11 protein-coding genes and 1 riboswitch are annotated in these 12,791 nt (G+C 67.8%); of the genes, 8 read left to right on the forward strand and 3 right to left on the reverse strand.

Annotated elements, in window-relative coordinates; all coding sequences use genetic code 11:
• Nucleotides 1–30 precede the first annotated feature (30 nt).
• From AC56KW_RS01585 to ylqF, 4 genes are all read left to right on the forward strand, one after another.
• Complete coding sequence (locus AC56KW_RS01585) at nucleotides 31–963, forward strand: histone deacetylase family protein (RefSeq protein WP_497168973.1); 933 nt, start codon at nucleotides 31–33, stop codon at nucleotides 961–963.
• A 201-nt stretch (nucleotides 964–1,164) separates the two neighbouring features.
• Nucleotides 1,165–2,049 (forward strand): hypothetical protein, encoded by an 885-nt coding sequence (locus AC56KW_RS01590; RefSeq protein ID WP_497168974.1) that lies wholly within the window; start codon nucleotides 1,165–1,167, stop codon nucleotides 2,047–2,049.
• A gap of 9 nt (nucleotides 2,050–2,058) precedes the next feature.
• Entirely contained in the window at nucleotides 2,059–3,264 is a 1,206-nt protein-coding gene (locus AC56KW_RS01595) for a hypothetical protein (protein ID WP_497168975.1), read from the forward strand.
• Between the two features lie 285 nt (nucleotides 3,265–3,549).
• Nucleotides 3,550–4,497, forward strand: a complete 948-nt coding sequence (ylqF, locus tag AC56KW_RS01600; protein ID WP_497168976.1) for a ribosome biogenesis GTPase YlqF — start codon at nucleotides 3,550–3,552, stop codon at nucleotides 4,495–4,497.
• Between the two features lie 149 nt (nucleotides 4,498–4,646).
• On the opposite strand, the gene AC56KW_RS01605 is transcribed toward ylqF, so the two are convergent.
• On the reverse strand, nucleotides 4,647–5,462 hold the full coding sequence (locus tag AC56KW_RS01605) for a DODA-type extradiol aromatic ring-opening family dioxygenase (protein ID WP_497168977.1): 816 nt from the start codon (nucleotides 5,460–5,462) through the stop codon (nucleotides 4,647–4,649).
• An 86-nt stretch (nucleotides 5,463–5,548) separates the two neighbouring features.
• Nucleotides 5,549–5,789: riboswitch (cobalamin riboswitch) on the forward strand.
• Between the two features lie 72 nt (nucleotides 5,790–5,861).
• Between AC56KW_RS01605 and AC56KW_RS01610 the strand changes: the two genes are divergently transcribed.
• The 4 genes from AC56KW_RS01610 (at nucleotide 5,862) to AC56KW_RS01625 (ending at nucleotide 9,866) form a co-directional block, all read left to right on the forward strand.
• The gene (locus AC56KW_RS01610; RefSeq protein ID WP_497168978.1) at nucleotides 5,862–7,820 is read left to right on the forward strand and encodes a TonB-dependent receptor; all 1,959 of its coding nucleotides are present in this window, start codon (nucleotides 5,862–5,864) and stop codon (nucleotides 7,818–7,820) included.
• Nucleotides 7,821–7,822: 2 nt separating this feature from the next.
• Nucleotides 7,823–8,707 carry a cobalamin-binding protein gene (locus AC56KW_RS01615; protein WP_497168979.1) on the forward strand — a complete coding sequence of 295 codons (885 nt, stop codon included), beginning with the start codon at nucleotides 7,823–7,825 and terminating at the stop codon, nucleotides 8,705–8,707.
• Nucleotides 8,708–8,862: 155 nt separating this feature from the next.
• The gene (locus AC56KW_RS01620) at nucleotides 8,863–9,525 is read left to right on the forward strand and encodes a thiol:disulfide interchange protein DsbA/DsbL (RefSeq protein ID WP_497168980.1); all 663 of its coding nucleotides are present in this window, start codon (nucleotides 8,863–8,865) and stop codon (nucleotides 9,523–9,525) included.
• Nucleotides 9,522–9,866 (forward strand): hypothetical protein, encoded by a 345-nt coding sequence (locus AC56KW_RS01625; RefSeq protein WP_497168981.1) that lies wholly within the window; start codon nucleotides 9,522–9,524, stop codon nucleotides 9,864–9,866. Before AC56KW_RS01620 ends, AC56KW_RS01625 begins: the two co-directional genes overlap by 4 nt.
• Before the next feature lie 63 nt (nucleotides 9,867–9,929).
• On the opposite strand, the gene AC56KW_RS01630 is transcribed toward AC56KW_RS01625, so the two are convergent.
• Together AC56KW_RS01630 and AC56KW_RS01635 are read right to left on the reverse strand one after the other, a co-directional pair.
• Nucleotides 9,930–11,141: an MFS transporter gene (locus AC56KW_RS01630; RefSeq protein WP_497168982.1), complete on the reverse strand. Its 1,212-nt coding sequence runs from the start codon at nucleotides 11,139–11,141 to the stop codon at nucleotides 9,930–9,932.
• Complete coding sequence (locus tag AC56KW_RS01635; protein WP_497168983.1) at nucleotides 11,138–12,439, reverse strand: ATP-binding protein; 1,302 nt, start codon at nucleotides 12,437–12,439, stop codon at nucleotides 11,138–11,140. The genes AC56KW_RS01630 and AC56KW_RS01635 overlap by 4 nt, the downstream gene beginning before the upstream one ends.
• Between the last annotated feature and the right edge of the window lie 352 nt (nucleotides 12,440–12,791).

The following is a 12,791-nucleotide window of genomic DNA, read 5'->3' on the forward strand; positions in this document are numbered from 1 at the left end:
TGGATGAGCATAGGCGGAGACAAGAGCACCATGAGTACAGCGATTTACAGCCACCCCGACTGCCTGCGGCACGAGATGGGCAGCTGGCACCCCGAGTCCCCGGCGCGCCTGCAGGCCATCGACGACCAGCTGATCCTGGCCCGCCTGGACGGGCTGATCGAGCAGCGCAGCGCGCCGCTGGCCGAACTCGACCAGGTCTTGCGCAACCATACGCAGGGAGCGCTGGCGCTGGTGCGCGACCACGTGCCGGCCACGCCGGGCGACTACTACCCGCTCGACGGCGACACCTCGCTTTGCCACTACAGCTACCAGGCGGCGCTGCGCGCGGCCGGCGCGGCGGTGGCCGCCACCGACGACGTCATCAAGGGCAGCATCTCGAACGCCTTCTGCTCGGTGCGTCCGCCCGGCCACCACGCCACCCCGACCACGCCGATGGGGTTCTGCTTCTTCAACAACGTCGCGATCGCGGCGCGCCACGCGCTCGAGGTCCACGGCCTGGAGCGGGTGGCCATCGTCGACTTCGACGTCCACCACGGCAACGGCACCGCCGACGCCTTCCGCGACGAGCCGCGCGTGCTGATGGCCAGCTTCTTCCAGCATCCCTTCTATCCGTACAGCGAGGTCGAGCCGGTCACGGCCAACCGCGTCAACCTGCCGGTGCCGGCGCGCTGCGCCGGCGACGCGGTGCGCGCGCTGGTACAGGAGCACTGGCTGCCGGCGCTGCACGCCTTCAAGCCGCAGATGATCTTCATTTCGGCCGGCTTCGACGGCCACCGCGACGACGATATGGGCGGCATGGGCCTGGTGGAGGCCGACTATGCGTGGATCACGCGCCAGGTCATGGCGGTGGCCAGGGAGCATGCCGGCGGGCGCGTCGTGAGCTGCCTCGAAGGCGGCTACGACCTGTCGGCGCTGGGGCGCAGCGTGGTGGCGCACCTGAAGGTGATGGCCGACCTGGAGTAGGGGGCGCTGCGCCGGTGCGCGTGCCGACCGAGGTCCCGGCTGCGCGGGGACGGCGTGCTCAAGCGGGCCGCAGGAAGCGCCGGTCGCATCCGGACGCACATCACGCCTCTCGTTCCCCCGAAGTCGGGAACCGAAGCGCCTCTCCCCACCACTAACGCATACCGGCAGCCATCCGGCCGGCTTCGCGTGGAGGAGACAAGCATGGAAAAGAAACGCATCCTGTGTGCGTTGTGCCTGCTGTCGGCTGCAGGATTGGCCGAAGCCGCCAATTACACCCTCTGGCTCAATGGCCGCAACCCCGACCGCACGGGTGGCGGCACGCCCGGCAACTATGCCGACTTCCGCTACTGGGGGCCCGCTTCGACGCCGGCCGGCATCAACAAGAAGGCCGTCAACTGGGACGGCTCCAGCAGCGTCGCGTCGCAGAGCGGGCGCGTGCGCGATGCGCTCGACTGCTTCTGCACCGGCCAGAACTGGTGCTATATCGCGGCCTACAGCGCAGGCGAGCTGCTGCTCGGGTACACGCTCGCCAACTTCGGCGGCACCACGCGCGCGCTCAAGAACGCCAGCCCCGACGCGGCCGGCGTGTGCGGCGACACGGGCGGCGTGCAGGGCGGCTGGAACATCAAGTGGGTGCGGGTGGCTTCCGGCGCCGCGGGCGGCTCGGAACTGGCCGACGCCGGCGCCTGGGCCACCTCCGAACCGCTGGTGCAAGACCTGCGCACCAGCACGGCGCGTGCCATGTACAACCACAACGACACCCGCAATATCTGGTTCTACCGCTATGCCGGGGCACGCGGCACGCTGTATTCCTTCCTGCTGCCGGGCCAGGACGACGAGGTCGTCTCCTACCACAGCAGCGGCGGCGCGGCCGGCAACGCGGGCCGGTCGCTGTGCAATCCGGGCGACTGGCTCTGCAACGACCTGCGCTACGGGACCGAGCCGAACCAGGGCGGCGGCGCCAAGTGGAGCTGGCACTCGGTCGCCTTTCGCGACGATGGCGAAGACTACGGCCACTATGGCGACGGCAACTGGCAAGGGATCATCGGGGTCGTGCGCCAGGCGATGGTCGGCAGCGCGAACTAGGAGGCCAGGATGGGCTGGTACCGGCGGCGCTGGCCAACCGCGCTGGGCGTGGCGGCGTGCCTCGGGCTGGGAGCCTTGTTCCTGGTGCGCGAGGGCGACGCGGTCCCCGAGGTGGCGCGGGCGGCGCCGTCTTCCGGCGGCGCGCCGGCCATCGCGCGGGCGCGGCCAGGCGGCGCGGCGCCGGAAGACCGCGCCGCGCGCCGGCGCCAGCTGGTCGAACAGGTCCGACTCACCGACCACACCTATTGCAGCTACCTGGCGCATTCGCGCTATCCACATGACTCGCGTCCCGCCGCCCACCATCCCGACCAGCTGTACCCGAACCGGGCGGTGCTGGAGTCGAACCCGATGCGGGTGGAGGGGGGCGACAGCGAACCGGGCATCCAGCTGCAGACCTCGCAATCGCGGGTGTACCTGGCGGCGGGCGAAACGGTGCGCTTTTCGCTGCGCGCCGTCGACGCGGGCGGCCAGCCGCTGCCGCTGGTGGTCAAGCGCGCGCTGGCCCAGGGCGTGACGTATGGGGCCAGCCGTGCGGCGCCGCGCGTCACGCTCGACTTCAGCGGCGACGCCAGCGGCGCCTGGAGCGCGCAACTGGCGCCGGCGCAGACGGCGCTGGCGCAATTTCACGGCACCATCCGGCTCGAGGTGCGCTACCAGGCCGGCGGCCGCGCAGGCTTCGCGCTGTTCGACGTGGTGCACTCGCCGCAATCGCCCGCGACATGGCTCGGACCGCCGACCGAGCGTATCGGCGACAGCGCGCTGCAGTTCTCGCTGGCGCTCGACGTGCGCCTGCCCGGCCGCTACGTGGTCACGGGCCGCATCGACGACGCGGCCGGCCATCCGTTCGCGCTGGCGACGTTCAATGATGTACTGGGGCAGGGGACGCGGCAGGTGCTGCTCAATGTGCATGGCAAGCTGCTGCACGACGGCGCACCGCGACTGCCGCTGACGCTGCGCGACGTCGAAGGCTATCTGCTGCGTGAAAACGCCGACCCCGACCGCCTGTTGCTGCCGCGCCTGGAAGGAAAAGTATTGGCGAGCGCTACCCGCGCGCTGGAGGGCGTGCCGGATGCCGAGTGGCAGGGCGAGGAACGCAGCCGCTACCTGGCCGAGTATGCACGAGACCGCAATGCGGCCCGGGCACGGCTGTCGCGCTTCGATCCGGCAGCGTCATTGCCGCCGGCCGGCTGCATGGACGGCAAGACGGCTCAGTAGGGCAGCAGCGGCAACTGTTCGACCAGCGCCGACGCCGCGATGGCGCAGCACAGCATCAGCACGCCATACCAGCGCACCAGCGACCGTTTCAGTTTTTCCCGTACGCGCATTTGCGTCTCCGTCTTGTGCAGGCAAGAGGGCAGTGTGCGCCGCGAATATGTCATCGGTGTTGCAATAGCTCAACTGCGCACGAGATAGAAAGAGTAACTGTGGCCGCGCCGCTACGTTTGTCGTGCCGCTCAGCGTAAAATAGCGCCTTGGACGAAAGATTAAGAGAGCAATAGCATGTCGATACAATGGTTCCCGGGCCACATGAACGCGGCCAAGAAGGAAGCCGCCGAACAGATGGAGAACATCGATCTGGTGATCGAGGTTCTCGACGCCCGCCTGCCCGAGGCGAGCTGCAACCCGCTGGTGGACCAGCTGCGCAAGTTCCGCCAGCGCCCCTGCCTGAAGGTCCTGAACAAGACCGACCTGGCCGACCCCAACGCGACCGCCGCCTGGAAAGCCTATTACGATGCCCAGGATGGCGTGACCGCCTATCCGATGACCACCAAGAAGCCGGCCGACGTCGCCCGCATCCCGGAGCTGGCGCTGTCGCTGGCGCCGCACCGCGGCGTGCCGACCAAGCCGCTGCGCATCATGATCATGGGTATCCCGAACGTGGGCAAGTCGACGCTGATGAACGCGCTGCTCAAGAAACGCGTGGCCAAGGTGGGCGACGAGCCGGCCGTGACCAAGACCCAGCAGCGCCTGTACCTGAACAAGAACGTGGTGCTGGTCGATACGCCCGGCATGCTGTGGCCGAAGATCGCCATGGCCAGCGACGGCCTGATGCTGGCCGCCAGCCACGCGATCGGCACCAATGCGCTGGTCGAGGAAGAAGTGGCCGAATACCTGGGCGAGCTGCTGCTGCAGCGCTATCCGCAGTTGCTCACCGCGCGCTATGGCTTCAAGACCGACGGCATGGACGGCGTGGCGGTGGTCGAGGGCGTGGCGCAGCGTCGCGGTTTCCGCGTGCGCGGCGGCGATTTCGATTACGAGAAGGCGGCGCACACGCTGCTGCAGGACTACCGCCAGGGCGCGCTGGGCCGTATCAGCCTGGAGACGCCCGAATCGCGTGCGGCCAGCCTGGCGCAGCATGAGGCCGAGATGGCCGAGAAGGCCCGGATCGCGGCCGAGAAAGCGGCCGCCAAGGCCGAGGAAGCGGCGCGGGGCAAGCGCGGGACCTGACCTTGTCCATGAGCCTGGACCGTCGTGGCCGCCCCTGCAGCGCCATATCCGTGAAGTCGGGTGCCTGGGTCTGTGTGCATTTCGCCAACGATGGCGGTACTTGGGTACCCGCCTGCGCGGGTACGACGGCGCAAGCTGCCCTGACCGGTCTACGCGCGTGGCGCCGCCCCGAACCGGAAACTCGACACCGCCAGATGCCCCATGAAAGCGTCTTCATGATAGACGCAGGCGGCCGCCTCCTGCGCGGCCGCCCCCAACGCCACCATCAGCGGAATCAGGTGTTCTTCACGCGGATGCGCCGCCCGCGCCTGCGGCGCCTCGTCCCAGCGCAATAAGGCCTGCGCGCGCTCCCCGGGTTCGCGCTCGAGCAGCGTGCGCTGCAACCACCCATCGAAGCCCCGCGACGCTTCCCGCCCGTTCGGGCCGAACTGGCGCAGATTGTGATACGACAGCCCGCTGCCGATGATCAACACGCCTTCGTCGCGCAGCGGCGCCAGCGCGCGGCCGGCCGCCAGGTGCGTGCCCGGATCCAGGTCGCGCCGGATCGACAGCTGCACCACCGGCATGCGCGCCTCCGGATAGACCGGATACAGCATCGAGAACGTCCCATGGTCGAATCCACGCCCGGCATCCAGCCCGGCCGGATGGCCGGCCGCGCCCAGCAGGTCGGCCACGCGCCGCGCCAGCGCCGGTTCGCCCGGGGCCGGGTAGGTGACCTGGTAGGTATGCGGAGGGAAGCCGCCATAGTCGTAGATCATGCCTGGGGCCGCGCCGGACGACACCATGAACTGCGGCGTCTCCCAGTGCGCCGTCACGACCAGCACCGCGCGCACCGCGTCGCCGGTCTCGGCGCGCAGCGCGGCGAGCGAATCGGCCAGCTGGTCGTAGGCGGTGCCGTACTGCTCGCGCATCCACGGCCAGGGGCCGCCGCCGTGCGAGACGAAATAAGTGGGTAGACGCGCCATGGCTGCTCCTGCGATGCGATAAAACAACCATGGTAGCCCAGGCGGCAGCGGCTTGCCGGCGGCCGGGCGGTTCTGACCTTGTCAAGGTATAATCGCCCCGTTTTGGTGCTCTCGTGCGCGTCCAGGTGCGCGAAGTTAAACGGGAAACACGACATGGCCGCGCCACGCGCCGCCATGGAGGTGTGCTGCCCCCGCAACGGTCAACAAGCGCCGCGCCTGCATCTGCAGCGCGGCAGGCGGTCTCGATCAACCACTGTGCATGACGCGCAGGAAGGTGAGGCCGTCATGCTTGCCAGCCCGGATACCGGCCAGGACAGGTGGAAGCGCGTCGAACGTGCTTCCGTTGACTCCGGGCTGCGGGGACGCAGGCCGGTGCCTTTTACCGAGACCACTTTCATCATGATTTTTGCTGCCGCCCCGCGCCGCGCGCCACGCGCATTGGCTTGCGCCTTCGCCTTGTGCGCCATTACTCCCCACGTCGCCGCCCAGGGAACCGTCCCGTCGATCGTCATCACCGGCCCGCGCTTCCCGGCCCAGGCCACCCCGATCGGCGCCACCGTCATTACCGCCGAGCAGATCCGCAGCGCCGGCGCCACCGACGTCAACGTGGCGATCCGCAAGATCGGCGGCGTGTTCGGCCGCCAGAGCCTGGACGGCTCGCCCGACTTCGGCCTCGACCTGCGCGGCTTCGGCACCAACAGCGCCCAGAACACGGTGGTGCTGGTCGACGGCGTGCGCCTGAACGAGAACGAGCTGGCCCATACCGTGCTGTCGAGCATCCCGGTCGACACCGTCGAGCGCATCGAGATCACCCGGGGCGGCAGCAGCGTGCTGTATGGCGACGGCGCGACCGGCGGCGTGGTCAATATCGTGACCCGCCGCGGTGCGGGCGCAGGGACGCACGGGTCCCTGTTCGTCGAAGGCGGCCAATTCGACCATCTCGACCTGCGCGCTTCGATCAGCCACGGCGCCGGCCCATGGTCGTTCGACGCCGCCGTCGCCGACCGCCGTACCGACAACTACCGCGACAACAACAGGTACGAGCAGACCAGCTTCAGCGGCGGCCTGCAGTATGCCTACGCGCCGAACGGCCGCGCCGGCCTGCGTGTCGAGAGCTCGCGCGCGGACTCGCGCCTGCCGGGCTCGCTGACCGAAGCACAGTTCCTGAGCGTGCCGACCGCCAGCGCTACGCCGGAAGACTTCGGCTCGCTCGACACCGACCGGGTGACCGCCTTCGTCGAGCACCGCGTCGGCGCGCTCGAGCTGGCGGCCGAACTGTCGCACCGCGAGCGCGATGTCGCCTCGACCTATGTGTCCGACTGGGGCACGACCGCATCAAGGTATGAGGCCGGGCAGACCCAGTTCTCGCCGCGCCTGCGCCACACCCATGACTTCGGCGACCAGCGCAACGAATTCGTGGCCGGCATCGACCTGATGCGCTGGGAGCGCGACGTCACCTCGAGCTTCTCGGCCGGCGACGCGCGCCAGGACTCGAAAGCCTTCTACCTGCGCGATGAACTGCGCTGGAGTGCGCCGCACAATGCCCGCCTGGCGCTCGGCGGCCGTCACGAGCGTTTCGAGAAGGACTACAGCGACCCGCTGGCTTTCCCGGCAGTGATCGGTGAGCACAGCAAGCAGTCGCTCAACGCCTGGACCGTCGAAGGCAGCATCGATGTGCTGCCGCTGGTGACCGTGTTCGCCAAGGCCGGCCGCAGCTACCGCATCGCCAACATCGACGAAAACAGCTACCGCTCGACGCTGGATGTGCTGGAGCCGCAGACCTCGCGCGACCTGGAGCTGGGCGTGGAGGCCGGCACGCAAGCACGCAAGGCAACGGCGCGCCTGTTCCGCCACCGCCTGAGCAATGAGATCTTCTACGACCCGACCATCGGCTTCGGCGCCAATACGAACCTCGATCCGACCCGCCGCCGGGGCGTGGAACTGGAAGGACAGGCAGTCTTCGCCGACGCCTGGCGCCTGAGCGGTTCGTGGCAATACGTGCAGGCCGAGTTCCGCGACGGCGCCAACGCCGGCCGCGAGATGGTGCTGGTGCCCAAGCACGTCGTCACGGCGCGCCTGGCCTGGGCCCCGGGCGATGGCCAGAGCGCCGACATCGGCGCCCAATGGGTCGACAGCCAGCGCTATGGCGACGACTTCGCCAATGGCTGCAGCAGCCGGATTCCATCGTTCACCACGGTCGACGCCCGCTACGCGCGCCGCTTCGGCCCGTGGGAAGTGGCGGTGTCGGGCCTGAACCTGGCGGACCGCCAGTACTACAGCCAGGCCTTCGGCTGCCGCGCCGGCATCTATCCGAGCGACGGCCGCCAGCTCAAGATGTCGTTGCGCTACGACTTCTGACCATGAAGCGCCTGCTCGCCCTGGTCCTGGCCGTGCTGCCGGCGTTCGTCGGCGCCGCCGTCACGGTGGTCGACGACGTCGGCCGCACGGTGTCGCTGGCGCAGCCGGCGCGGCGCGTGGTGGCGCTGGCGCCGCACGTCACCGAACTGCTGTTCGCGGCTGGTGGCGGCGCGCGCGTGGTCGGCGCCGTCGACTATAGCGACTATCCCGAGGCTGCGAAGAAGCTGCCCCAGGTGGGCAGCTACAACAAGCTCGACTTCGAGCGCGTGCTGGCGCTCAAGCCCGACCTGCTGGTGGTCTGGCACAGCGGCAATCCGACGCGCCAGGTCGAGCAGCTGGAGCGGCTCGGCATTCCCGTCTTCCACAGCGAGCCCGCACGCCTGGACGGGATCGGCGACAGCCTGCTGCGCCTGGGCCGGCTGCTCGGCACCGAGCGGGCCGCGCAGGCGGCGGCGCAGGATTACCACGCGCGCATCGCGGCGCTCAAGGCGCGCTACGCGGGGCGACCGCCCGTGACCGTGTTCTACCAGGTCTGGCCGAAGCCGCTCTATACGCTCAACGACGACCATATCGCCGGCGACATGCTGCGCCTGTGTGGCGGACGCAACCTCTTCGGTTCCCTGAAGACGATCGCACCCGTGGTCGGCGTCGAGGCGGTGGTCGAAGCCGACCCCGAAGTCATCCTGGTCGGCGCACGCGCCAATCCGGCCGATGCGGGCGGGAAGATATGGCAATCGTTCAAGGGGATGACCGCCGTAAGGCGCGGCAATATCTTCACGATCGATGGCGACTTGATCAGCCGGGCGGGGCCGCGTACGGCCGACGGCGCGATGCAGTTGTGCACGATGCTGGAAGAGGCGCGCGGGCGACGTTCCTTGCTACCATGATTACGGCTTGACCATATTGGCCGCCGACATATATTGAAAGTCACCACGCCATTGTTTCAGCCGTAAGCAAATGCAAAAAAACGCGCTCCCGGGACAGGGCAAAGGCAAAAAGTGGTAATCTCGCGGTCGTTCGTTCATTCTTTTGGAAGGATTTTATGCGCACCCTGCGTTTCGCCCTCGTTGCCGCTGCCCTGGTCGCCGGTTTCGCCAATGCCTCGCCAACCAGTCCCCAGGTTGGCGCCGAGTACACCGTGCTGGCTTCGCCACAGCCGACCCAGACGGTGGGCAAGAAGGTTGAAGTGGTCGAGTTCTTTGCTTACCACTGCGGCGCGTGCAACGCGTTCGAACCAAGCCTGGTGAACTGGGTCAAGAAGCAGGGCGACAACATCGTGATGCGCCGCATCCCGCTGCCGTTCCAGGGCGCCAGCGACCCGGAAGCACGCCTGTTCCTGACGCTCGACGCCATGGGCAAGCTCGAGGAGTACCACCACCGCGTGTTCCGCGCCGTGCACGTCGAGCGCAAGCGCCTGATGAAGGATGACGACATCATCGCGTGGGCCACCTCGAACGGCCTCGACAAGGCCAAGTTCACCGAGGCGTGGAACTCGTTCGGCGTGCAGACCAAGCTCAAGCGCCTGCCGCAGATCGCCGAAGCCTACAAGGTCAGCAGCACCCCGACCGTCATCGTCGACGGCAAATACGTCGTGTCGCCGGCAACGGTGGCGCAGTCCAACAAGATTCAGGACATGGGCCAGCTGATGACGGCTACCGGCCAGGTCCTCGACGCACTGGTGGCGAAGGCAGCCAAGGAAAAATGAGCGACAAAGTCGAAGGCGAGATCCTCAAGATCTACGAAGGGTCACGACCCAAAGAGGAAACCTTGTTCGAGACCAGTAACGTGAATCACATCGCGTGGTCGCTCGCGCTGATCTTCACCCTGACGACTCTCTGGCTCGGCATTGCCCTCGTCCATGCCGAGAACCAGCGCCACGCGATGGTGTCGAACCTCTGTCCTGACCAGGTGTTCAAGGAAGGATTCGACAAGAAGTGCCTGGCGACCGTGCGTTCGCGCGATCACTGGTGGGAGCATCTCTGGTACGGTGTGACCCATGTGCGCTCCCATCCCGACCACGACGGCCGGATCGATACCCGGAAGTAAAATAAAAAATCAAGAAAACGGCGTCCCTTGCGGACGCCGTTTTCTTGTCCGCGTGCCTGCGCGTCACACACTTTCCAGATGGGGGTGGGGGCTGCGCGCGCTCCAGCGCCGCAGTGCCACCGAGGCCCAGGCCGCCAGCAGGCCGCCGACCACCAGCACCAGGCGGGTGTCGACCAGGGTCAGCACGGCGCCGGCCAGCGCCATCAGGATATTGGCCAGGCAAAAGATCGTCGACAGCAGGGCCATGACCGACCCCTGGCCGTGCTGCGCGAACTCGTCCGCCGACCAGGTTTGCAGCGCAGTGTTGTAGAACGCATGCGGCGCGCCGAACAGGACGATGCCGGCGATGCCGACCCACAGGTTGCCGAAGCCCACGCTCAGCACCGCAACGGCTGCCACGGCCGCATACCAGCCGGCGCGCAGGCGGCCCTCGACCCGGCTGGCATGGCCGGCGAACAGGGCGGCGGCGGTCATCAGCGCGCACATGCCCATGTTCACGATGGCGATCTGGCGCGCATCGTAGCCGCCCACGTCCACCAGCCACAGCGGGAAGAACTCGTACAGCGCCGCGACGCCGCAGCAATAGCCCAAGTGGACGATGAACAGGGTGCGCAGCGGCGCATGGCGCAGCAGGGTGAGGGCGTGACGGTCGCGCGCCACGGTCCACCAGCGGTGCGGATGGGGCGCTACCGGCGTGGGCGGGATCGACAGCAAAACGCCCACCGTGCCCAGCAACAGGGCACCGGCGGCGATATAGAACGGCAAGGCCGGCCCGAACGCCATGGTGAAGCCGGCCAGCAGCGGTCCGACCAGCCAGCCCAGGTTGAACGACCCATTGAGCCACGACAGGGCGTGGTTGCGCAGCGGTCCCTTGATGCGCTCGATGACCAGCGCCCGCATCACCGCGCCATTGCCCTCCAGCAGGCCGGTAAAGAAACGCGCCGCCAGGAACAGCGGATACGATTCCATGACCATCGCGACCGCCGTGAGCAGGTGGCCCACGGCGGCCCCGACGGTGGTCAGGAGCAGGGCGCGGCGCCGGCCGAAACCGTCCGACAGCGGCCCCAGCACGGCGCTGCCGATCAGCAGGCCGACCGGGTTGATCATCAGGGCGATGCCGAGCAGTAGCTTGGGCGGCAGGCCGAGAAAACTGTTCAAGCCATTGACGCCGCCATCGGCGAACAGCGGCGCCAGCATCGGATAGGGTAACGACGCCCCGACGGTGGACAACAGGCCCAGGCCGCACAGGGTCGCGATCAGCAGGCGTTCGTTCATGTCGGCAGCGTGATGACGAAGCGCGCCCCACCCAGCGCCGAGGTGTCCACCCGCAACGCGCCGCCATGCAGCAGCACCGCCTTTTGCGCGATCGACAAGCCGAGTCCGAAACCGCCGGTGGCGCGGTCGCGGCTGCGGTCGAGCCGGTAGAACGGGTCGAAGATCCTGTCGCGTTCGCCCTCGGGAACGCCGGGGCCGTTGTCGTCGACGGCGATCTCGACGCCGTCCGGCGTGCGGCGGGCCGACAGCACGATCCGCCCTTGCGCATACTTCTGGGCATTGCGCAGCAGGTTGCCGACCGCGCGCGCCAGCAGGCGGGCGTCGACCTCGACCGTGCCCAGTGCCGGCGCCACCTCGCAGGACACTTGCTGCTGCGAGGGCGGCAGGGTGGCGCAGCAGTCGTGCAGCAGGGCGTCGAGGTCGACCGTGGCGCCCTGCAGGCTGCGCGCACTGTCGAGCTTACTCATATCGAGCAATTCCTTGACCAGGTTGTTGAGCTCGGACAAATCGCCTTCCATTGCCGCGATGCGCTTGCTTAACTCCGGATCCCGGGCCTTCGCATCGAGCAGCTCGAGCGCGAATTCCAGGCGCGCGATCGGCGTGCGCAACTCGTGCGACACCGAGTGCAGCAGGCTGCGTTGTGATTCCATCAATTCCTCGATGCGGCCGGCCATGTGGTTGATGCGCTCGCCCAGCGGATAGACGGCGTCGGACGGCTTCAGTCGGGCGCGTACCGACAGCTTGCCGGCGCCGAACTCGTCGGCCATGCGCGACAGCGATTGCAGGCCTTGCCAGTGCGAGCGCGACCACAGTGCGATCGGCACCAGCAGCGCGATGGCGACGATCACGTAGCGCAGCACCTCCATCTTGAGCGCCTGCCCGATATCGACCGGCAAGCCTTGGGCGTGCAAGACCTCGTCCTGGCTGCCGATATAGCGTTCGCCGTCCAGGTCGACACGGCGGTACAGGGATTTGCCGGCCACGTCGATCACGATCGCGCCCCGCTCGAGGTCGGCGCGCTGGCCGGCGCCGAGGGCGTCGCGTGCTTGTGCCAGCGGCATCAAGTCGTAGCGCACGTCGGACACTTCGCGCACATTGTTCAGGCGGGTCAGCCATTCGTCGCGCGGCGCCTGGTCGACATATTGTTCGAGCAGGAAGATCTGGGCCGCCGCCTGGCGCCGCGCGATGTCGTCCAGCGGGTCGCCGAACAGGCGTGCAAAGGCAAAATAAATGACGAAGGTGGCGGCCGTGATCGACAGCATGACGAGCACGAAGAAACGGAAGAATATCCGGTTCACGGTGGCGTCCTGCTTGGCTGTCGGTGTGGCGCTGCTGCCGGCTTCATGGTATCTCCTCGGCCCGAATTGTACAGGCGCAACGCCCAGCCTGGTGAGTGGCGGGAGGGAGGGCGGCGCACCTTACAAATTGACGACAATTGGCCGACATATGGAGGGTGAATGACAGGAGGCCGAGCCATTACCATTACGCTCATCATCAGGTTTTCCGTTTGCCCACCTGGTACGCAAGTGTCGGTGGGTTTTTTTATTCAAGTAGGAAGCGACCCGGAGCGGGCCGCGCCTCGACCATGAGGAAGTGCTTATGAGCATGGTGCGCGCGAGCAACACCGTCAATCAGCGATCCGGCCCCGCG

The sequence above is a fragment of the Telluria sp. RT2P19 genome (genome assembly GCF_059685725.1).

Excerpts from the sequence above, each read along its gene's own strand:
- AC56KW_RS01620 (WP_497168980.1), top strand. The coding sequence starts at position 8,863 with ATGCGCACCCTGCGTTTCGCCCTCGTTGCCGCTGCCCTGGTCGCCGGT.
- AC56KW_RS01630 (WP_497168982.1), bottom strand. The coding sequence starts at position 11,141 with ATGAACGAACGCCTGCTGATCGCGACCCTGTGCGGCCTGGGCCTGTTG.
- AC56KW_RS01625 (WP_497168981.1), top strand. The coding sequence starts at position 9,522 with ATGAGCGACAAAGTCGAAGGCGAGATCCTCAAGATCTACGAAGGGTCA.
- AC56KW_RS01605 (WP_497168977.1), bottom strand. The coding sequence starts at position 5,462 with ATGGCGCGTCTACCCACTTATTTCGTCTCGCACGGCGGCGGCCCCTGG.
- AC56KW_RS01585 (WP_497168973.1), top strand. The coding sequence starts at position 31 with ATGAGTACAGCGATTTACAGCCACCCCGACTGCCTGCGGCACGAGATG.
- AC56KW_RS01595 (WP_497168975.1), top strand. The coding sequence starts at position 2,059 with ATGGGCTGGTACCGGCGGCGCTGGCCAACCGCGCTGGGCGTGGCGGCG.
- AC56KW_RS01610 (WP_497168978.1), top strand. The coding sequence starts at position 5,862 with ATGATTTTTGCTGCCGCCCCGCGCCGCGCGCCACGCGCATTGGCTTGC.
- AC56KW_RS01615 (WP_497168979.1), top strand. The coding sequence starts at position 7,823 with ATGAAGCGCCTGCTCGCCCTGGTCCTGGCCGTGCTGCCGGCGTTCGTC.
- ylqF (WP_497168976.1), top strand. The coding sequence starts at position 3,550 with ATGTCGATACAATGGTTCCCGGGCCACATGAACGCGGCCAAGAAGGAA.
- AC56KW_RS01590 (WP_497168974.1), top strand. The coding sequence starts at position 1,165 with ATGGAAAAGAAACGCATCCTGTGTGCGTTGTGCCTGCTGTCGGCTGCA.